Here is a 22,184-nt window from a genome sequence, read left to right on the forward strand (position 1 = left end):
GAGGTTTTAAAATGAGTTCAGATAAAAATGTTATTATCGAAGCAGAAAACCTTGGAGTTAGCTACCAGTCGAAATATAAAGGTGATGATTATAAATCACAAGTGATTGACTTAATGAAAGGTGAAAAACGGAAGGAAAAGAACCGAGTCTTCTGGCCGTTAAGAGGAGTTAGTTTCAAGGGCTATCAAGGAGAAGTTCTTGGTATCGTTGGTTCTAATGGATCAGGAAAAACAACAATTTGTAAAGCCCTAACAGGAATTCTTAAACCAGACGAGGGCAAGTTAACAGTCGATGGCAAAGTATCGGCATTGTTCTCTTATGGAATGGGGACGAATCGTAAATTAACTGGCCGGGAAAATGTTTATTTAAATGGAATGATGATTGGGATTCCAAAAGATACAATCACAAAATTCATTGATGAAATACACGAATTTTCAGGTTTAGGTGACTTTTTTGATCAACCGATGAAAAAGTACTCGAGCGGAATGCGGGCACGACTTGGCTTTAGTGTAGCCGCCCACCTGGAACCTGAAATCTTAATCCTGGATGAAGCCTTAAATACTGGTGATCAAGCCTTCAGTAAAAAAGCAGGCGAGAAAATTAGGGAACTTGTCAAAAAAGCTAAAATGGTAATCATCGTTACCCACAGTCACCGATTTGCACGGCAGCATTGTGACCGTGTCATGTGGTTAGAAAAGGGAGAAGTGCGGGCTATTGGTGACCCTGAAACAGTCATTAGCCAATATGAACAAACCGTACCGAAAGCTAAACGAAGAGTAGTGAAACGCCTGCAATTAAAAAATGTCGATATTGAAAAGAAAGACAATGTTGTGATTGAAGCAAAAGATATGGGGATTAATTTCAAATTACGACACGAGAATCACTGGGCCCTTCGAAAGCTATCCTTTACTATTCATGAAGGTGAAGTCGTTGGTATCATTGGCCGAAATGGAGCAGGGAAAACTACCCTATGTAAGGCGATGACAAAAATTTTAAAACCAGATGAAGGTGAAATCATCGTCAATGGTGAGACAACTGCCCTGTTAAATTACGGAACGGGTTTTAACCGTCATTTATCGGGAATAGACAATATTTATTTAAATGGGATGTTGCTTGGTATTCCTAAAGATGTTGTAGCAGCTAATTTAGAGAAAATTGTTGAGTTTTCCGGTTTAAATAAATCAATCGATAAATCAATTAAACATTATTCCAGTGGGATGCGGGCACGACTAGGTTTTAGTATTGCGGCCGCTCTTGAACCGGATATCTTTATTATTGATGAGGCCTTATCAACAGGTGATATGGCTTTCCAACAAAAAGCAAGTGAAAAAATCCAAGACATGATGGAACAGTCAAAGGCTGTTGTCATTGTTACCCATAGTATGAGATTTGTTGAGAATGTCTGTTCTAGAGCGATCTGGATTGACCAAGGTCAAATCATGATGGATGGTGAAGCCAAAGAGGTTGTTGCCAAGTATCGAGAAAAAGCTAACAAGGATAATGAACGAAGAAGGCGAGTGAACTAGATGTTGACCTTGCTCAAGAAAAAGCTGGCAGATGGTGGACAACTTATCTATGATGCTTTGTTGCCAAAAGCGATGAAAGACTATCTTAGAAGAAGTTTAACTGATGAAAGAAAAAATCAATTGCGGCAGTTATTTTCAGCTAGTCATAAACAAAAAAGATTGCTCAAGGTATATGAAGCAAAATACCGCATGAAAAATCTTGGCTTTCAAGAAGCGGGTTATCGAGAATTACTCGCACTATTTGAACAAACAGAAGACCCTGATCTATCGGATCTAGCCGGTTTTGAATTGGCCCTTTGGCATGCGGATCAATACAATCCAGAAGATGCTGAAAAAAGCTTGAACTATCTCGATCAATTACAGTCAAATAAGCTGACGACTGATCAAAAACGAAAAAGAACGATCATTAAAAGTGAAGATCTTATTCAGTTAAATCAACAGGAAAAGGCAAAAGCTATCTTGGAGCAAGTCATGGCAGAACAAAGCCATCCAGATCTGTATTTGGCCTATGCTAATTTAGTCGATGATCAAGAAACCAAGTTAGTCTGGATCAATCGTGCATTAGCCAGCTATGATCTTGCTCCAATCTCGCTAAATGGACAGGCGGGCAAATCCGATTATGATCGCTTGCAAGTTGAATGGTTAGCATCAGATCCAGAGACAGACCAAGCAAAAGTAACGGTCATCCTCCCTGTTTATAATGCTGGTGAACAAGTGCGTACAGCGATTGACTCAGTCCTACAACAAACATGGACCAACCTTGAAGTACTTGTTGTTGATGATTGTAGCACAGACGGGACAGCGGCAATTATCCAAGCTTATTTAGATAAAGACCCAAGAGTCAACTATTTAAAGACACCAAGAAATAGTGGCTCTTACGTCGCAAGAAACATTGCTTTACAACAAGCAACTGGTGATTTTATAACGATTAATGATGGGGATGATTGGTCACACCCAGAGAAAATCGCTCGTCAAGCAAGCCACTTACTCAAGAATAAGAAAGTGATGGGGAACACTTCGGAACAAACTCGATTAACAGACGATTTACAATTTTACCGACGCGGTAAACCTGGTGAATATATTTTTAGTAATATGTCATCATTTATGTTTCGAAGAAAGGAAGTTCTTGCTAAGTTGGGACATTGGGATGCAGTCCGTTTTGCAGCTGATTCAGAATTTATCTTAAGAATCAAAAAGGTTTTTGGCCCAAGATCAGTAGTTGATTTACCGATTGGTCCATTATCTTTCCAAAGACAATCAGCTAACTCATTGACAGGGAACTCAGTCTTTGGCTTCCCAGGTTATTTTATGGGTGTTCGGAAGGAGTATCGAGAAGCTCAAATCCATTATCATCAGACACATGATGACCTATACTACTCTTTCCCTCAAACTGATCGTCTATTTCAAGTTCCCAACCCGATCTTACCTGAACGAGAAAGTACAAGTGGAGATAGTCGCTTTTTCAAGCTCGTTTATAGTGCTGATTTTCGTGACTCTAATCGAGAAATCGATCAGATATTCACCGAACTCAATGATTTAATCCAAGAGACTGAAAACATAGCCATTGTCCAAATGGATCAGTTTGCTGCTAGACCTGATCAACCGATCGCATCATCGATTCGAAAGTTGATCAACCAAAAGAAACTAACTGTGGTTTGTTACGGGGAGCATATTACTACCGATCGTCTAATCATCCGAACACCGAATGCGCTTAACGAACAGCAAGTTTATCGCCCGGAAATAAAAGCGAAGAGAATCGAAGTGATTTCAGCGCAAGCATTAAATCAAACCCAAACGAGGACATTAGCAAAGTATTTTGATCAATCCTATGAAATAAAACCAAGTTTGAAAAAGGTTGAATCCAAATGATAAACGACCGATCATTAAATAAACGCATTCAAAAACTTGAAAAAGATAAAGAGCTGCTATTAAGCGAATATGCAGAAGAGCAATATCATTTTAAGCAAGTTGAACGAAATCCATTGATTAAACGGATGCGAAAACGGTTAAAGCCATAGAGGAGAAGTGCGAAATGGAAGTAGATCAAGCCATGCTCAATGAACAAGGCGATAAAGTGGAAGCATATGGACGACTCATGCAAGAAACGAAGCGCCTAGAGAAAGATATCGACCATTTAAAAAACAGTCGCTTAGTTAAATTCAGTAAACTGATGCGTCCCTTTACTTATATAAAGGCCTTCTTTCTCATTTTGTTTAGAGGTCGCTCAATTTATCGAGAAAATCTCAACTTACAAAAGGAATTGATAAAGAAGGATTATTTACTCGAACACTCGGCTCAAGCTGAATTAGTCGATCGCGTCATTGAAGGCTTAAGGAAAAATGACCTTAATTCAGAAGCCAAGATTGCTGAATTAATTAATTTAAATGGACTGACCTTTAACTTTATCGCACAACTAAGCGCCGAAGATCAACGCCTAAAAGAACAGACCAAACGAATTCTTGATCAATTATCCCGTAACTATGACCATTTGGAAGAGGCTGAATTAGAGAAATATCTCTATCAAGAAACGGCATTATTGTACAAAAAGGCAAGATTTCCTGAATATATCGTTCGCCAAGCAGAAGAAAAGAATATCTCGCTAGCAAAGTTAGATTCATATAGTGATAGCATGGTGCGAAGATTTCGCCTCAAACAGTTGGGCGTGCAATTACCTGACCTAATTTTAGATGATAAAAGAATCGCTTATCGTTTTGTTGATCAGCTAGGTATTGCACGTCCTGAGGAGAGTAAGGAAACTTTCACGACAGCAACCTTACCCACCTTATCAGATGTAGTGATTAAACCAACGGATAGTGATGGGGGTAGAGGAGTCTACTTAGTTAAGCATAGTAAAGATATTTACGATATTAAACGTAATAGACATTTAACGAGCTGGAGCCAATTAGTGAAGTCCATGCAGGCAGATCTAGCTAAAAAATGGGTGAAAGAAGATCAATGGTATTATGAAAGCTTATTGCAGTTAAATGATCAAGAACCCGCAAGAGACCTTAAATTTTATAGTTTCTATGGCCAAATCCCATTGATCTTAGAAATTAAACGAACAGGTAAAACGGAATATTGCTGGTGGAATGATCAAGGCGAAATAATCGAGACGGGTAAATACAATGGTCAACTCTTTACTGGCATCGGTGTAACAAAGGAAGAAATCGAGCAAGTGAAACAATTAAGTAAAGAACTACCTGTTCCATTTATGCGGATTGATTTTTTACGAACAGAAAAAGGGCTGGTATTTGGTGAATTCACCCCTAAACCAGGCCACTTTGACCATTTTAATGCTGAGATCGATCAAGAGCTAGGAGAATTATATTTACAAGCAGAGGCTGAGCTATTTAATGATTTATTAAATGGCAAGTCATTTGACGCTTATTTAAAGATCGCCGATATAGAGAAAGTAAATCAGTAATGTATCATGCAAGTTCAATTGTTACCAAGACGGAGGTTCGACGGATGACCAGTATGAATCCAGAGTGGCTAGAAGATTATGCGCCAAGTGTTTTTGCTCGTATTGATGGCTACTTACTAGATGCCTATGCGATTGCATTAGAGGGATGGAGAAGAGGCTTAGAGCTGAAGTGGTATAGCAAAGATGCACCTGCCTTTAAGGAGATGAAGACATGGTATGTCGATAAACCAGGAAAACTCTATTCACTATCAGATGGGGAGCACACTCGCTATTTCTTTAGAACACGTAGCGACAAGGTATCCAATCAAGCAGTCGCAATCGCTGCTGATAAAGATCGAACAAAAGAATATTTAGCAAAACACCAACTTCCTTTTCCAAAAGGAGCGCGGTTTGAGCCTGATTGCTCAGACGATGAGATTATCCGTTATGCCAAAGAGCTTAATTTCCCATTAGTCATCAAGCCTACTGATGGTAGCTTTGGTAGAGGAATCACCGTCAACATCACTGATATAAATGACTTTCGCCAAAGTCTAATTCGTACGCGCCACAAAGAAGGTTACCAGGATATCCTTGTTGAAGAACATATCAAGGGGGACGATTATCGCCTCTACGTTGTTGGTGACCAGGTTGTTGGTGCGATCAGGCGAACCCCTGCCTATGTGATCGGTGATGGACAATCGACAATTGAAGAATTAATTCAGAAGAAAAACCAAGTCAGAAAGACCAACCCACGATTAGCTAACTGTTTAATTAAAATCGATGATGAATTAATCGCGTTTATCAAAAAAGACCAAAGAAGCTTGTCGACAGTTCCTGAAAAAGATGACTATATCTTCTTAAATGCAAAAAGTAATATTTCAATCGGTGGCGATGCCGAAGATAAACTTGATTGCTTAACAGATAAAGTCAAAGCAATTGCCGTTAAAGCAGTGAAAGCAGTTCCGGGACTTTACCATTGTGGCGTTGATCTCTTGCTTGATCAAGAAACAGATCAAGCTGTTGTGATCGAGTTAAATCCAACGGCCCAAATTGGCTCCATCCTATTTCCGGGCCAAGGGAAAGCACGTGATGTTCCAGCAGCAATCATTGATTATTACTTTCCAAAGTCAAAAGTAGCCCAGGAGTTCAAGTCGAGCTTCTATCTACCACTTGATGATATTTTGCAACCCTTATTTAATCAGGCAACGCAAGCCGTCACAGTGAAACCGGCCCCCTTAGGGGAACTCTATCAAGAGCACTATTATCTTCGGGGAAAAGTAAATACATTTAAATATCAACGAAGATTAAAAAATGAAGCGGTCCAATTGCAAATGATTAATGGTTATATTAAAAAGAAGGGTTATCGAGAAGCAGAACTTCTGATCGCGACAAACGATCAAGAGGCTCTGACAAGGTTTAACCACTTTATTACAAACCTTAATAAAAAAACAAAGATTAAAAAAGTTGACCAAATGAACCCACATGAACCGATTCAATTAGGGTTTCATACCGAGAAAGAAAGCAACTTAAAACAAGCCTATCAAAAAATGAAAAGAAAACATTTCATACTAGATAAACTCTTAACTCTATCAGATAAGCTATACATCGCGCTTCGATCTAGTTTTATGGTAAAATTATACCGGCGAAGAAAATAATGTTGAAGTATGGCTAAGAAAGAATAGAAGAAGATTCGTAGCCATATTGCTTGAAGTGACAGATCTGTGCTATCTCATCTATATGGATAACTAAGGTGGAGGAAGATTCATGTTAACTAATAATTTTGTCTGGTTACCTTACTTAAATGGCGCTATCCCTGAAGAAGCCATGAAAAAAAGAATGAGCATGTATACGATCGCCTTAGAAGCTTGGCGACGTGGGATCAGCCTAAGTTTTTATCAAAAAATCGAAGATGGGAAAAAGCAGTATGATTATAAATTAACATATGGTGACAAAACCCACTACTTTCAAGGCTCAATGGGGGATTTAATCACACCAGAAGCAGTCACTATATGTGGGGATAAAAGCTTGACTTATCAATACTTAGAACAGGCGGGAGTTCCCATCCCACAAGGAAAAACATTTAATCAATCACATGCTGATCATGAAATAATTGAATATGCTAGACAGTTAACCTATCCACTTGTTTTGAAGCCAACAGATGGTAGTGGAGGCAAAGGTGTATTTGCCAATATTCAAACGGAAACAGAACTCAGCCATGCGATTAAGATGGTCAGAGGGAAATTAGGCTGTCAAGAAGTGATCCTTCAACAACATATTGAAGGAAAAGAAGTCCGGATTTATGTTTTTAAAGATAAGGTATTAAGTGCGATTAATCGAGTTCCTGGCAATGTCATCGGAGACGGTGAACAAACCATTAGAGAACTGCTTAAAGAAAAGAATGAGTTAAGAAAGATTAGTCCCCATCTTTATTACCAACCCATGCGAATCAATGCTGAATTATATAGAAATCTAAAAGAACAGAACTGTACATTGGAAACAATCCCACCCAAAGGCCAACAGATCTATTTAAGAAAAACAAGCAATATATCAACAGGTGGTGATCCAATTGACTATACCGATAAGCTTTCTGATCAATTAAAGGAAATTGCGGTAAAGGCAAGACAGGCAATCCCAGGATTACTTCACAGTGGGATCGACATGATAATTGATGAAGAAAATAACCGAGGCGTGATCATCGAGTTAAATACTCGACCTGGACTTGGCTTTCATCTATTTCCCCTTGAAGGAAGAGCAGTAGATGTACCTAAATATATGATCGATTACTACTTTCCAGAAACAAAGTACCACAAACGAAAGCATACAAATATCTATTTCAACTTAAAATCTGCTTTTGCTTCATTAGAACATGATAGCTTGGCAGAAGTCGAAATAAAAGATAGCCCAGAAAATGAATTAATTGGCAAGTGTATTCAATTAACTTTTAAATACCATAGCCGAAATAAAATTAAAAAGATTCAACAGCTAGCATTAACCAACAATTTAAATGGTTGGCTTGATAAAAAGTCAAGGAGAAACATTGACTTAGTGATTGCAGTTGAAGATGAGGACAAGCTCAATCATTTTATCAAAGCACTTGAAGGAGCATTCGGAAAGAAGATAATTGATCTAAAGGTAGAGGAATATAGTCAACCGATTCAAATGGGATTTGAAATTAAAGGAAGCCCCCGCGATCAAAGACCTGAAATAATCGCATTTGATCTAAGTGAATTAGAGAAAAACATGAATGCTCTTAGACGAACTGCAAGTGGGCATAAACGAAGAATCAAAGCTATGCTTGATAAAGCAGTAAAAGGTTTAAAAACGCCATTTCAGAGAGTCTTAAGCAAATGATTTGAATACAAATGGGGTTTATAGGGGGAGATTGGCTTGTGGAAATTAACATTAAATGCTGGATCTTCTTAACTAAGAAAAGATCATGATCGTGTATTGTTTCTAATACATAGTTTTTAAGTCAAATCTACTTTTAGTCTTATCTTTGTAAGCATGAATTAAAAAATTTATTGAAAAAAAGAGGTGTTTTATGTGGAGAACATGATGAGGAATTTATATGATGTCATCATAGACAATAAGGATGAAGTGTCGATTTCCGATTTTAATGAAGAGAAGTATTACAAAAACGAAGACAACGAGCTAGTTGTATTACTCTCGATTGATAATGGTTATTCACGTTCCTATGTGACGACTGGGAAAGGGGAGACCTTGGAAATCGCCTTAAATAAGGCAATTAATCAATATAGAGAAAAGCTCACTAGCAATTTTAAACCAGTATCAATAAAATTAGATATTGTAACAGATGTCTTCCCAGTTTTAAGAAGTAAGAACAAGAGTCGAATTAATATTAGAACGAATGAGATAAAATACCGTCGTGGAGAAGATGGCTTATTGTTAAGCAAGGATTTCTCTGCAGCCTTCTTACCTGAAGAAGTAGAAGCATACAAAATGATTCAGAGAAGACGGCTTCAACCTAACCATGTTTTTGCTGCATTTGAAAAACACTTTTTACTTGATCAACAAAATCTAGTGAAGAAACTGCTCACGTCTCAATTTATGAACTTATATAAGTTTAGAACAGAGTCATGGTTTGTTGATGAGAAAGACGCCTTCCCACTCTTTAGAGGTCATAGAAGGTATGAGAAATTAACACGGAAAGATTTATGGAGTGCAATTAAACTAACAAGAAATAATTATTTTAAACAAGCTGTTAATTCAAAAGGGAAATTTGCTTATATTTACCACCCAGAAGATAATACTGTACCAGCAAGATACAATATTCTAAGACATGCTGGGACAACATATTCCATGCTCGAAACCTATGAATTAATGCCAAATGACGGCTTAATGAGAGCGATAGAAAGAGCGATTAAATATTTGTTAACTAAAGTAGAAACAACAGAAATCAATGGGAAAAAGGCACAAGTAATTGTTGAAAAAGATGCAGCTAAATTAGGTGGAAATGGCCTTTCTGTTGTTGCATTAGCAAAGTATACACAGATTACTGGTGATAAGCAATATGTTCCACTGATGCAGAGTATGGCAACATGGATGGGAGAACTTCAAGATGAGACAGGTAAATTTGCCATCCATAAGCAAATTTTCTCTACTGGCGAGGATTCTGGTTTTACCTCACATTATTATCCAGGCGAAGCCATCTTGGCATTATGTAGACTTTATCAAATTGATAAAAATGAGAAGTGGCTGGATTTAGCAGAGAATGAAGCTAATTATCTGATTAATGAGAGAGATGTTGAAGCGGATTTAGATACGATTGCTCATGACCACTGGCTCCTATATGGATTAAATGATCTATACCGTGAGCGACCAAAAGAAATGTATCTCAAACACTCATTCTTTATAGCTGAAGCAATCTTGAAGATTCAACGCTTTGACCTGGAGAAGTTCGATCAAGAATGGATTGGATCATTTGACTCACATTCTAAAGCACCTTCAACTCCGACTGCATGTAGAAGTGAAGGACTAGGTGCGGCCTTTAGATTAGCTCATGACTTTAATTATCCTGAAAAGGCTGCACAATATAAAAAGGCGATAGAAGAAGCGATTAAGTTCCAATTGCAAATGCACTTCAAGCCCGAATCTGTTATGTACTACGATAATAAGAGATTTTGTTTAGGTGCTGTTCATGCCAGTCTTACAAATTACGAAATTAGAAATGACTATACACAACATAATATTTCAAGCTTTATCTCCTATTACAACATTATGAAACATTATAAATAAAACCTGTTAATCATTAGGGGATTATCAAGTAGTATAATATTAGCAATCTGTATATTATACTACTTTTTTTATTGAAAGTCTGGAATAAAAAGACGATAGTAAAGCTAGTGAGACACTTAAATTAAAGATAAAGACTAGTAAAAGTCCGGTTTGTTTAGCTAAGATGGACTAGGAGAAGATATGCCACGATATGAAGTTTCATTACCCTAGTATAGGGTTTCTTCTATCTGTTTTACCATTGCTACAAGTATGACGTACCTATGATGATTTAATAAGAAGGGAGAGCGTATCGTTATGTATTCTTTAAAATCTGTTATGAAGAAAATAGGATCTACAGTCGGTTTAAAAAGGAATAGTAGCCTAGTTTTACTTGGCGGCAAAACAGGAACTGGTGAACATGCAGATGCTATTTATAAGAAAATCGTTGAATTATCTGGTGGGGAAAATGGTAAGATCGCGATCATTACCTCTGCTAGTAAACCATATGACTGGGATTGTAAAGAAAGGGGCGATTCTGAAGTAGGGGGATGTAATGACCCGAAGGCAAAGAACAGTAAAATGGTCGCTAAAACTTATATTGAGCGCTTCAAGCAGTATGGAATTGATGCAGAGTGGATTCCTATCGATTTAGCCAATAAAAGAGTTGCCAATGACAGCAAGTGGGCCCAACGGATTGCTGAAGGTGAATTTACTTGTTTCTTTTTTTGTGGGGGAAAACAAGATCAATATACCGAATTATTTTATCGAAGCAATGCAGATGGTGAGCAGGTGGATAGTTTAATATTGAAGGAGATTCGGGACCAATTTAGATTAGGCGGTATAGTAATTGCCGGCACCTCAGCTGGTGCAGTTGTTCAATCCTCAGAAATTATGATTGTAAGAGGGAAGAGTAACTTTGCTGTACTTGAAGGACCGCAATTAAAAAAAGAAAAATATGATCGCTCCACTTTGCAATATTTAATTAATGGTGGCTTCAATCTATTTGACTTTGGAATTATCGATTCACACTTTTCCCAGCGTGGACGTGAAGGACGTGCTATTCGCCTAGCTTCCTCAACCGGATGTGATATGGTATATGGTATTGACGAGGCAACTGCACTTGTTGTGACAAAGGCTAACAAACCACATGCAAAAATGGAAGTGATCGGTCAAAATGGTGTACAAATTTTCAACCTATTTAGGGCTACAACAAGCATGAATGAATTAAAGTTATGGTTAATCAATGATGTTCACGCGACTTATCTAACTAATGGAGATCAATATCTACCTAAGAAGGAGAAAGTTATATTCTGTTCAGATAAAAGCAATATTCGTAACAATGAAGTTTACAGAGGTGAATTAACCCCTTCTGAAAATATATTTAGCACACGTAAAAATGGGCGTAGCGAATTTATTAATACTGCATTTAATCTCGTTAATACATATGATCAGGACACTGCTTATGGATATGTACCAACGAAAGAATTTAAATACAAGGTTACTTTCAATAAATCAGAAGAAACCCAGGCCTATTATATTGATGAAAAAGGAAAACGAACGATTTCATATACGGGCTTATATGTTGATTTTGAACCCGTTATGCAAGATTCATAATAAACAGAACCTCAAGGAGATCCTTGAGGTTCTGTATTTATAAGACATAAAAGCAGTCTTTTTAAAACGATAGAGTAGAAATCATCGTTTATTTGAACCAATTAGCTAATTTTCGTAAAGGGCGCGTATATCGATAGCTTTTACTATTGATTATCTTCTTATATTTTTCATTGAGTATTTTTACTTCTTTACTATGCTTCTTTTTGGCTCGTTTGAGCTCATTTTCCTTAGCCTCTAACTTTTCCTTAAGCACTCGCCTTTGTTTTTTCAACTTTTTATTCTTTTCTTCCAGTTCTTTTATGGTCTGTTTACGGCGAGATAACTCTCGATCTTTCTTTTTCATTTCTCTTTCTTGTCTTTTTGCTTCTCTTTCCGCAATCTGTCTTCTATGACGTAACATAAGTACAGGTTCTTTTCTTTGCAATTCTGCGCTGACATATTCAAGCACTTCTTCAGTTAAATCACCGAAGATTGGCTTTTGGGTAACCAATTGATAAAACGATGTTGATCCTCCAAAGTTTACCTCTAGGAAAATTGGTTTCCCATCCTCACCAATCACAATATCCCATGAAGCAAAGTTCAAATGAAGAATCTTCTTGTGACAATCAATCACAAATTGTTTGAATTCATCAAAGTTCGGGATGGGTTCAAGATCAGCAAAGCAGAATCCAGTAGTAGGATGATGGGTGAATGTTTGTCCATTCTGACTTAATCCAATTTTAGAAAACTCACCTGAATCAGAGACAGCAATACGTGGACTTGTATCTACATCACCATTATCCCTTATATCCTCACCGCTACCAAAACGTGCAAAGGTTAGTAAAAGCTTTATTTCATTTTTCCATCTGAAGGTAACCATTCTAAGAGTATTTACTGAGGCTGGGTGCGGTGCAGCCATGTTTGGATGTTGCTGGATAACCTTTTGAATCATAAAATTTTCTTCATAAACTTCTTCTAAATATTTAAAACTTACGGTTTCACCCTTAAAGTAGATATGTTGACCTTCTATACGGATCTTTTCAATCCCAGTTCCGTTATTTGTTTGGCTAGGCTTAATAATTAGCTCACGATCATGACTTAATAAAATATCATTAGCCTTGGCAAAACTAATGCTTTCATGGTTTGTATCGAAGTAATTTCCGTTAATATTTCTCAAGACTGTTTCAACAGAACGGGCTGGATTGATTACAATATCGTAAAGATTTTTATCCCCATAAAAAGGTGATTTATCATAATCATTAAATACAGGCAGGATTTCTTTTCGCATAATATCCTGTGGGATTAATCGTGTGTCTTTTCTGCCAGTTAAATTCATAAAGGCTATATGTATATATGGGTTTATCTTCTTATTATAATTTTTTAACCAGTAATCTTGAACTTCTGTAACAAAGTTCTCATCAACATCATTAAATAAGCCGTTATTATACCACTTAATAAAATTATTAGTCTTCGTGTTTATTCCTAAATCACTATATACAGATAAATCTTTAATTGTTTCTGTATCCATTTTTTTATGCTCCTTATATTATCTAAATAAATTAGCTAAGTTTGTTTAAATGAATTCTACTTGATGAATAGAATTGATGGGGGGAGGTTCATAGCCAATCAAACATTTCATCATTATAAAACAGTTACTTATAATTTTACTCTTTTTTAAAGCGAAAAACTAGTCTAGCCCTACAAAGAGAACTAGACTAGCAAATATTAACGCCAACTGATCATTTTAAATATTCCGGTATGTCAAAGAAATATGTGTTCACTCCAATATCATTATAGAGATTATAGATTGAATTCACTTGCTTTGAAGCCCAACCAATATCTGTTGCATATTGATGTGAAGCAGATCCCTTTTTAGCCATTGCATCAGGGTTCCAACGCATTTTGTATAGTGTATTTTGGCCGGATTTTACATAATTATTTCCGATAAATTGTGCACCACCGATGATAGCGGCTTCTGGAGTAAACCAGCCTTCGTCATATGCTCTCTGTGCACCACATTCTACAGGGCAGCTATCGACTGCACCAATTCCAAACATGTTATACACCGTCTTACCATTAATCTTAACACCTCTGGCTAATTGAGAGTTTCCATGTCCCGTTTCAAGAAGGGCGTGTGACAGTAAGTAAACATCATTTACACCATGAATTCTCCCTGCATCAATAAAGGCTTGTCCCATACCATTTAGTATTCCTTTTCCTCTTAAATAGCCATTCAGTAGTGATGCATTCGCACCGCTAAGTCTGGATAAATCGAGGAATTGGAACATTTGCTTTTCATTATTTTGGAAGTTGCTTGGATTCAAATAATATTTCACATCAGAACGAGCAGCATCTCTCCATCCTGAACTTGAATGTTCAATCTGATACCAACCATTCACTTCACTAATAATATTAACTTTATCCCCTTGTTTAAGGTTACCAATTACATTACTTGATGTCCTTGGTCCACTTCTAACATTTAAGCTTCCTGTTGAAGATACAGTTACTTTACCACTTTTACTGACATAATCTGTTGACACATAAGCATATTTCAAGTCTGTCTGTGGGGTAGCTTTCATTTGAATGTTTAGTGCTTCATTCAAAGTAAGGTTATAGTTTGTATACCTGATTGATTTAGCCAGGTCTTTAATTAATGCTAGAGTCACTTCATCAACAATACCGCTGACTGGAAGACCATAAGCTTCTTGAAATTCCTTTACAACACTTTCAGTAGTCGAGCCAAAACTATTATTAAACTTGAAGTCTCCAAATCCGATTTTGACTAAATCCTTCTTTAACTGAATAACATCTTTATTCTTTTGCCCTTTTCTTAAATGGCTTTTTAAGATCGATTGGATTTTATCAAGGGTAGGCTGATCTGCAATTTGGTTTACTTTTAAGCCATAGTGTTCTTGGAACTCACCTACAACTTTAGCAGTCGTTGAGAAGTAGTTTTTGTTAAAACTAAAGTTACCAAAGCCTAACTTATCTAAATCCTTTTTAAGTTGAATAACATCTTTATGGACTTGTCCCTCTCTTAGCGGACTATTTAGTATTTTTTCTATTTCAGATAAAGTACGTTCATCTGCGATTCCATTGATTCTTAATCCATAATATGTTTGGAATTCCTCAACTGCTGCCTGAGTTGCAGAACCATAATTCTTATTTCCACTGAAGGAACCAAAACCTAGTCTTTCTAAGTTTTCTTTTAGTGTGACAACATCATCATTGGATTGCCCTTTTCGAAGTGGACTGTTTAAAACTTGGTCTATCTTTGTACTGGTTCGATCATCTACTATTCCATTGACTCTTAGTCCATAGTACTTTTGTAAATCCTCTACAGCTTTTTCCGTAGCTGAACCAAAATTTCTATTACCAGAAAAATTACCAAAGCCCAGTTTTTCTAACTTTTCTTTTAACAAGACAACATCATCATGAAGATTCCCTTTTTGGAGATGAGTTGATACGAGTTCATCTAGCTTACTAATAGTGGCCTGATCAGCAACACCTGAGACTTTACTTAGTCCATAATACTCCTGAAACTCTTTTACAGTACGTTCTGTCGCAGGTCCGTATTGTGGTGTTGGATTGCTTGAAACAACAAAGCCTAATTTAGCTAACTTTTCTTTTAGGATAATGACATCTTTACGATAATCGCCACGTTGCATTGGTGTTTCTAATAAACTAGTTAACTTATCTTGAGTGTAATGATCTACAACCCCATGAGCTTTAAGGTCATAAAACTTCTGGAATTCCCTTACTGTCGCTTCAGTTGAAGAGCCATAATTTTTATTAAAATTAAAGTCTCCAAAGCCTAATGTAACGAGATCCTTTTTTAATTGGGTAACAGATTCATCACGTCCACCAAGTTTAAGAGGTGTATCTAAAATTGAATCTAGTAATGCTAATGTAGGGTTGTCCGCAATCCCATTGACTTTTAAGCCATAATACTTCTGAAACTCTTTAACAACTTTCTTTGTTTTTGATCCGTAGTTTTCATTAAATACAAAATCGCCAAATTCTAAGGCTACTAGATTTTCTTTTAATTGAATGACCTTTTTATGTCGCCCACCACTTTTAAAGGGTGTATCAAGTACGGAATCTACTTGTTTTAAGACTTTATCAAGATCGCTGACTTTATCGAATCCATAATATGATTGGAATTCTTTAATTGTTGTTTCTAGTTTATCAGTTGTTGTAAAACCTAGTGTTTTTAGCTTTTTATTTAGTTCTTCAACCCTATCATCAGATTTACTATTTATAGATAATGTATCTGTGGACTTGTTATTATCTTCGTTAATCTGATCCTCATCATTATTTGAACTTTCCTCAGCTAAATCATTCGTAGAAGTGTCAACCTCGGTAGTAGTTTCTTCTTCGTTGATTGTTGTTTCTTCATTAGAGTCATCTAAATATTCTTCTTCTGAATTAGATTTATCCACTTCCTCAGTTACATCCTCTGACGATTCCTCATTTTCATTTGCTTTTATTGTTTGTGTACTAAAGTGAAATATGAAGAGCAACGATATAACTAGTATGATAGATTTTCTCACTTTAGTTTCACCTCCTTATGTACAATTTTTAATGCTACATTATTACTACTACATTATGCGATAAATAGTCCTATAATTCAAGGATATTCGCAATTTATAAATCTATTTTTTTCAAATTTTATAATAAAAAAGATGTCTTTTTTATGTAAAGACATCTTAATTTATCTGTAATAAAAGTAATATAATACTAAAGACCTTATTTCTTTTTCAGACCATATGATTGAGCAATGGCTTCAGCAGTTATTTGACCAAGCCAATTACGATAACTCTTATCTTTTAGTAGAGTATTTTCTGTAGCATTGTCAATAAACAAGTATTCTACCAATAATGCAGGCATATTTGTATTACGTAATACACTAAAGTTTGCTTGTTTCATCCCTCTATCATTTGTACCAATTCTATTAATTAGGTAAGTGTGAATATCTTTTTGCTTCTGTTTTGTTGTAGACGATACACCACCATTAAAGATATAAGATTCGAAACCATTAGCAGAACCATTATAAGCATTAGTATGGAAACTAACAAAATAATCTGCTCCCCAATTATTTGCCATTTTTGCTCTATCTACTAGCTCTATAAACTTATCGGTTTTTCTGGATAATTTAACATCTACACCTATATACTGTGTAGTTAATATGTCTGCTGTTTTTAAAGCAATATCGAGAACAACATTCTTTTCTAGTAAACCATAAGCTGAAGCACCGGGGTCTTTTCCACCATGACCAGGATCTAAGAATATTTTAACAACTTTTTTATTAACTTCTTCTTGCAGTTTTCTTAAAGTAACTTCATCTGCAATCCCGTTAACAACTAGACCATAAGACTTCTGGAATTGCTTGACAACACTTTCTGTTGTTGAGCCAAAGTTATTATTAAAGTTAAAATTACCAAAGCCTAATGAATTTAAGTCTTTTTTAAGTTTGATAACACTGTCATTCTTTTGGCCTTTTCTTAATGGACTATTTAGTACTTCCTGAATTTTATCTAAGGTGCGTTGGTCTGCAATTTGATTTACCTTTAATCCATAGTACTCTTGAAATTCACCTACAACTCGAGCAGTTGTAGAGAAATAATTTTTATTATAGGAAAAGTTACCAAATCCTAATTTATTTAAATCCTTTTTAAGTTGGATAACATCATCATGGACTTGTCCCTCTCTGAATGGACTATTTAAGACATTCAGCATTTCATTTAAGGTAGGTGGATCTGCAATACCATTCACCTTTAATCCATAATATGATTGGAACTCTTTCACACTTGCTTCTGTAGAAGATCCATAGTTTTGATTAAAATTAAACGAGCCAAAACCCAATGCGACAAGATCCTTCTTTAAGTCGATAACTGAACTATCTCGCCCGCCACGTTGTAATGGTGTTGATAAAAGTTCGTCTAATTTCTTTAAAGTATCTTGATCTGCTTTTCCTGTTACATTAGCCAGTCCATAATATTTCTGGAACTCTTTCACATTACGCTCTGTTGATGAGCCATATTGCGGTGTTGGGTTACTTGATACAACAAACCCAAGTTTGGCAAGTTTCTCTTTAAGGATAATCGCATCTTTACGATAATCACCACGTTGCATAGGCGTACTAATTAATTTATTAAGCATTTCTTGTGTTGGGAGATCAACAATACCATTTACTCTTAGATCATAAAAGGCTTGAAACTCTCTAACAGTAGCTGCTGTGGTAGAACCATAATTTCTATTAAATGTGAAATTACCGAATCCTAATGTTACTAGATTTTTCTTTAATTCAATCACATCATCGTGAACTTGTCCTTCTTGTAAATAGCTACTAAGAATCTTATTTATTTCTTGCAAAGTACGAGAGTCCGCAATTCCGTTAACTCTCAGACCATAGTATGCCTGAAATTCCTCTACCTTCTCAACGGTTTTACCTAAGTAGTTCTGATTAAAATTAAAATCACCGAATCCTAAAACAACTAAATCTTTTTTTAACTGGATGACATCTTTATGACGTCCACCATATTGTAATGAAGTATTTAGCAGTTCATCTAGTTTCTCTATTGTCTTTGAATCTGCAATTCCTGTAATATCATTTAATCCATAATATTCTTGGAATTCCTTCACATTACGCTCTGTTGCAGATCCATATTGTGGTGTTGGATTACTAGAAACCACAAAACCTAGTTTAGCTAGTTTCTCTTTAAGGATAATAACATCTTTACGATAATCTCCACGTTGCATCGGAGTATTAATTAGTTCATCGATTTTGTCTTGGGTTCGACTATCAACGATACCATTAACTCTTAGCTCATAAAAAGCTTGGAATTCCTTAACGATTTTAGTAGTTCCAGAAAAATAGTTTTGATTAAAGCTAAAGTCGCCAAAGCCAAGGGTGACTAAATCTTTTTTTAGCTGGATAACATCCTTGTTTACTTGTCCTTCTCTTAAGGGGCTGTTAAGTACTTCCTGGATCTTATCTAAAGTAGGTGGATCAGCTATTCCGTTTACAACCAATCCGTAGTAGTCTTGGAGTTCTTCTACAACCTTTGCAGTTGAAGAACCATAATTCTTGTTGAATTTAAAATTACCAAATCCTAAAGTGACTAAGTTTTTCTTTAACTCTACGACATTATCATGTTTTCCCCCTTGCTTAAAAGGAGTATTCAATATGAAATCCAATTGGTCTAAAACGGTATCAAGATCTCTTGCTGCATCCAATTGATAATATTCTTGGAATCTACCAACTTGTTCTTCTGTATTTTTGCCATAATTACTTTCAGGCTCATCATTTGTAGGAAAACCCAATAGATTTAGTTTATTTCTTAGCTCTATCACTTTATCATCTGAACTTTTGGCTAAGGAATTTATTGAATCAAGATCATCCGTACTTCCTTGATCACCATCAATATCCAAATCATTTTGCTCTAGATCTTCCGTGGGTGATTCAATGTCCCCATCTTTTTCTAGTTCAGTTTCTTCTTCCTCACTTTTTGTTTCTTCCTCTAACCGCTCGGAATCATCTGTCTCGATAATTGTTTGTTCCATGTCATTATCGGGAGTTTCTTCAGATCCAATAGCTTCTATTATTTGTGGACTAAAGTGGAAGAGGAAAAACAAAACGGTGATTAATATTGTAAATTTCTTCACTTTAGTTTCACCTCCTTGATATAAAATTTGTCGATAATATTATTATCGGTTTGTAGGCCTTTTTATTAAGGTATAAACACCTAATACACCTAAATACTTAGACCTATCAAACAAACAAATTGACTATCCAGTTGGATCCGGATAGTCAAATGTTATAAAGTTTTATGAAATTTTAATTCAAGCGAAGGAGGGGACAAGACAAGGTCTCGTTTCCGAGTATTTCTAAGTTAGAAACTCTCATTTTAATTCGACTTCGGCATTGAATAAATTTCTCCGATTATTACCGTTTTATGCTACCTTTGTAAACAACCGGAGTTTTTAGTATAATATGTTTACCTTTTATAGTCAAATTATTTTTTTATTATATTAATCTCATAAATGGAGAGGATATATAATAATCAAACAAATTAGCACCACAGAGCAAAAGAGAATTACTTTATGGATGTAATAATTAAGACCTGTTTAGATATCTTTTCTTTAAATAGTATTTTCAATAATAATTATTGTTTACAGTCTATTGATTTTAAATATTTATAATTTCTATAATGTTTACTAACTTCTTTAAATATCAAATACACTAAAAAAGTCATTAAACTTTTTCCCTTGTAATAAATCTCTGTTTAATCTAACCTCAGCTTCTCTATACGCTCTTCCTAGTTTTTCATCCCATTCATCGTTAAATAAATGGAACTTTCCTATTCTAGGGGTTATTTCACCTAAAACCAAACCGTCTGATCCAATTAATGTATCAATTCGTATAAATGGAGTTGGTATTTTTAAGCTTAAGGATTTTATTTTCTCTAAATCCTCTGTATTAAACCCATTCCCCATATAAAATTTATCATCATATCTACCAACTTTTATTAGATTCATGTTTTTGTCCCAAAAACAGTACTTGTATTTATGCTCAGGAGATTGTTCTTGAACAAAGAGTATTTCACCATAAAAAACATGAAACTTTAAATTGGTTGTTGCAATTTCAGAATTCTTATTTTCTAATATTAGCTCTTCAATCATCCATTCATCTTTTTTTAGTAGATTGCTTTTTCCTAATTTCGACTTAGCATCTTCTATCATTTCTTCCCAACTATTTAAATAAATAGCTTCTCGAACTGATAATATTTTATTTTGATTAAATAACAAATATACTCCCATAGATCCAGTTGATTGTAATGGTTTTATCACAATAGGTTCATCACTTTTGGGTATTTCCTCAAGTTTATAAATATTAGGATCTGTTTTTGGTCTTCTAAAGTTAACCCGATCAGCAAATGCATATGCTTGATTCTTTTTATCTAATTGCCATGAGTATTCTGGGAATCCAGATTTTCTTAAAGTAGATTTTTCTACAACTATTTCGCGAAAGGAAAAAGACTTTTTCACTTTTACTTTATTTCTTTCAAACTTTCTTAATAAATTATGGGATACATATTCCTTATCAATTGTAGAAGCTAATTTCTCTAACCCATCATATTGATGTTTTTTGATATAGGTACTGGTATTTAAGCCTTCGTAGATTACTTTTAGTTGTTGATTTAAAGTTCTATTAAAGTTATCAAGAGTATTAATATAACTATCAAAAGTTTCTACGTTATTAATTTCTTTTATCTTTGATATATTACTAATATCGAATATTTCTAAAAAACTCTCTTTTAATGTTTCGGTATCTGTTGTTGAACTGATATACAATAGATCATCATTGTCTTTATTAATTTTACTCAAGGGCAAGTAGCTTTTAAAACTTTCAACATCATTTTTATCTAAATGTTTAACATTGAAATTAGTAGCCTTATTATCAGTTATTATAGGGTAGAATTTATTATCTACACTCCAAGTTCCATCGTTATTTTCTCTAATCTCCATATTGACTATCAAACTATAAGGTGGTGCTTGCATCTTACTATATCTACCTGGTGAGTTAAAAACAAAATTTCCAATTGAATAGGCAATTGTACCGCCATGATATTGTTCAATATCGTTTAACATGTGTGTTCCGTGAGCAAAAATATAGTTTGCACCTGCATCTATAAAGGCTCTGCATCTTTTTTGGATTCTAGAATGTTCTGATGCCCATTTATAATCTAGTCCTTGCCAATGAGGGCATACAATAATAATTGACTCTGGATCCTTTTTTCTAAGTCTAGAGATTTTTCTAGATAAGCCCTTTTGCGGTAAATTATTCACTCCAGGCTTTTTATCTTCTGCAAAAAAACCATACTCACGATACCGTTTCCCAGCCCGCATGCCAGTAAAGACGTAGACATTTTTATTGCCCTTTTTACCCTTAAGTGAAATCTTAAGTGGGGCGGAGGCTTCTTTGATACTTTTACCAGCCCCAAAAGTATTAATCTTTTCCTTCTTCAATTGTTTAATTGTTTTTAGCAATACCTTTTCACCAAAGTCCATTGTGTGATTATTAGCTAAACTTACTGCTGTCACACCTAAGTCTTTTAGAACTTTTAGCGTTCTATCCGGTTGGTCGTAATTAGGGTATTCTTTCCCTTCTAGAACCTGCTTTGGCTTATTTTCTAAAACTGTTTCCAAGTTTAAGATGAAATGATCACTTTTTTCTACTAAAGGTTTAACTCCTTCAAAAAAGGATAAAGGATTACTTTCTAACCGATCAACTAAATCTTCTTTACCAGGTTTTCTTAAATACCACTCACCTAAACTTGTATCACCAGCAAAAGATATTGTGTAAGTTTTCTCGTTACTCAATTGTAATGTCTCCTTTTATTGAAAAAATTACTTTGGATTGA

General features: G+C 35.3%; 12 protein-coding genes. 8 read left to right on the forward strand and 4 right to left on the reverse strand.

Annotation, left to right across the window (positions count from 1 at the left end; all coding sequences use genetic code 11):
• Positions 1-11: 11 nt before the first annotated feature.
• The 8 genes from KQI76_RS04240 (at position 12) to KQI76_RS04275 (ending at position 11,778) form a co-directional block, all read left to right on the forward strand.
• The gene (locus KQI76_RS04240; RefSeq protein WP_216399068.1) at positions 12-1,526 is read left to right on the forward strand and encodes an ABC transporter ATP-binding protein; all 1,515 of its coding nucleotides are present in this window, start codon (positions 12-14) and stop codon (positions 1,524-1,526) included.
• Positions 1,527-3,395: a glycosyltransferase family 2 protein gene (locus KQI76_RS04245; RefSeq protein WP_216399069.1), complete on the forward strand. Its 1,869-nt coding sequence runs from the start codon at positions 1,527-1,529 to the stop codon at positions 3,393-3,395.
• Positions 3,392-3,544 (forward strand): hypothetical protein, encoded by a 153-nt coding sequence (locus tag KQI76_RS04250; RefSeq protein WP_216399070.1) that lies wholly within the window; start codon positions 3,392-3,394, stop codon positions 3,542-3,544. The genes KQI76_RS04245 and KQI76_RS04250 overlap by 4 nt, the downstream gene beginning before the upstream one ends.
• A 14-nt stretch (positions 3,545-3,558) precedes the next feature.
• Positions 3,559-4,950, forward strand: a complete 1,392-nt coding sequence (locus KQI76_RS04255; RefSeq protein WP_216399071.1) for an ATP-grasp fold amidoligase family protein — start codon at positions 3,559-3,561, stop codon at positions 4,948-4,950.
• Positions 4,951-4,994: 44 nt separating this feature from the next.
• Positions 4,995-6,584 (forward strand): ATP-binding protein, encoded by a 1,590-nt coding sequence (locus tag KQI76_RS04260; protein WP_216399072.1) that lies wholly within the window; start codon positions 4,995-4,997, stop codon positions 6,582-6,584.
• Between the two features lie 109 nt (positions 6,585-6,693).
• Entirely contained in the window at positions 6,694-8,280 is a 1,587-nt protein-coding gene (locus KQI76_RS04265; RefSeq protein WP_216399073.1) for an ATP-grasp domain-containing protein, read from the forward strand.
• Positions 8,281-8,484: 204 nt separating this feature from the next.
• Positions 8,485-10,185: a beta-L-arabinofuranosidase domain-containing protein gene (locus KQI76_RS04270; RefSeq protein ID WP_216399074.1), complete on the forward strand. Its 1,701-nt coding sequence runs from the start codon at positions 8,485-8,487 to the stop codon at positions 10,183-10,185.
• 294 nt (positions 10,186-10,479) lie between these two features.
• Entirely contained in the window at positions 10,480-11,778 is a 1,299-nt protein-coding gene (locus tag KQI76_RS04275) for a cyanophycinase (protein ID WP_216399075.1), read from the forward strand.
• Positions 11,779-11,866: 88 nt separating this feature from the next.
• Here the strand turns inward: KQI76_RS04275 and KQI76_RS04280 are convergent, their stop codons facing one another.
• The 4 genes from KQI76_RS04280 to KQI76_RS04295 form a co-directional block, all read right to left on the reverse strand.
• Complete coding sequence (locus KQI76_RS04280) at positions 11,867-13,285, reverse strand: sugar-transfer associated ATP-grasp domain-containing protein (RefSeq protein ID WP_216399076.1); 1,419 nt, start codon at positions 13,283-13,285, stop codon at positions 11,867-11,869.
• Positions 13,286-13,496: 211 nt separating this feature from the next.
• Positions 13,497-16,310 carry a peptidoglycan-binding protein gene (locus KQI76_RS04285; RefSeq protein WP_216399077.1) on the reverse strand — a complete coding sequence of 938 codons (2,814 nt, stop codon included), beginning with the start codon at positions 16,308-16,310 and terminating at the stop codon, positions 13,497-13,499.
• 196 nt (positions 16,311-16,506) lie between these two features.
• Positions 16,507-19,425, reverse strand: a complete 2,919-nt coding sequence (locus tag KQI76_RS04290; RefSeq protein WP_216399078.1) for a peptidoglycan-binding protein — start codon at positions 19,423-19,425, stop codon at positions 16,507-16,509.
• 561 nt (positions 19,426-19,986) lie between these two features.
• Positions 19,987-22,143 (reverse strand): CapA family protein, encoded by a 2,157-nt coding sequence (locus tag KQI76_RS04295; protein WP_216399079.1) that lies wholly within the window; start codon positions 22,141-22,143, stop codon positions 19,987-19,989.
• Positions 22,144-22,184 lie beyond the last annotated feature (41 nt).

Origin of the sequence: Amphibacillus sp. MSJ-3, from assembly GCF_018919165.1 — a bacterium.
Classification (GTDB): domain Bacteria; phylum Bacillota; class Bacilli; order Bacillales; family Amphibacillaceae; genus Amphibacillus.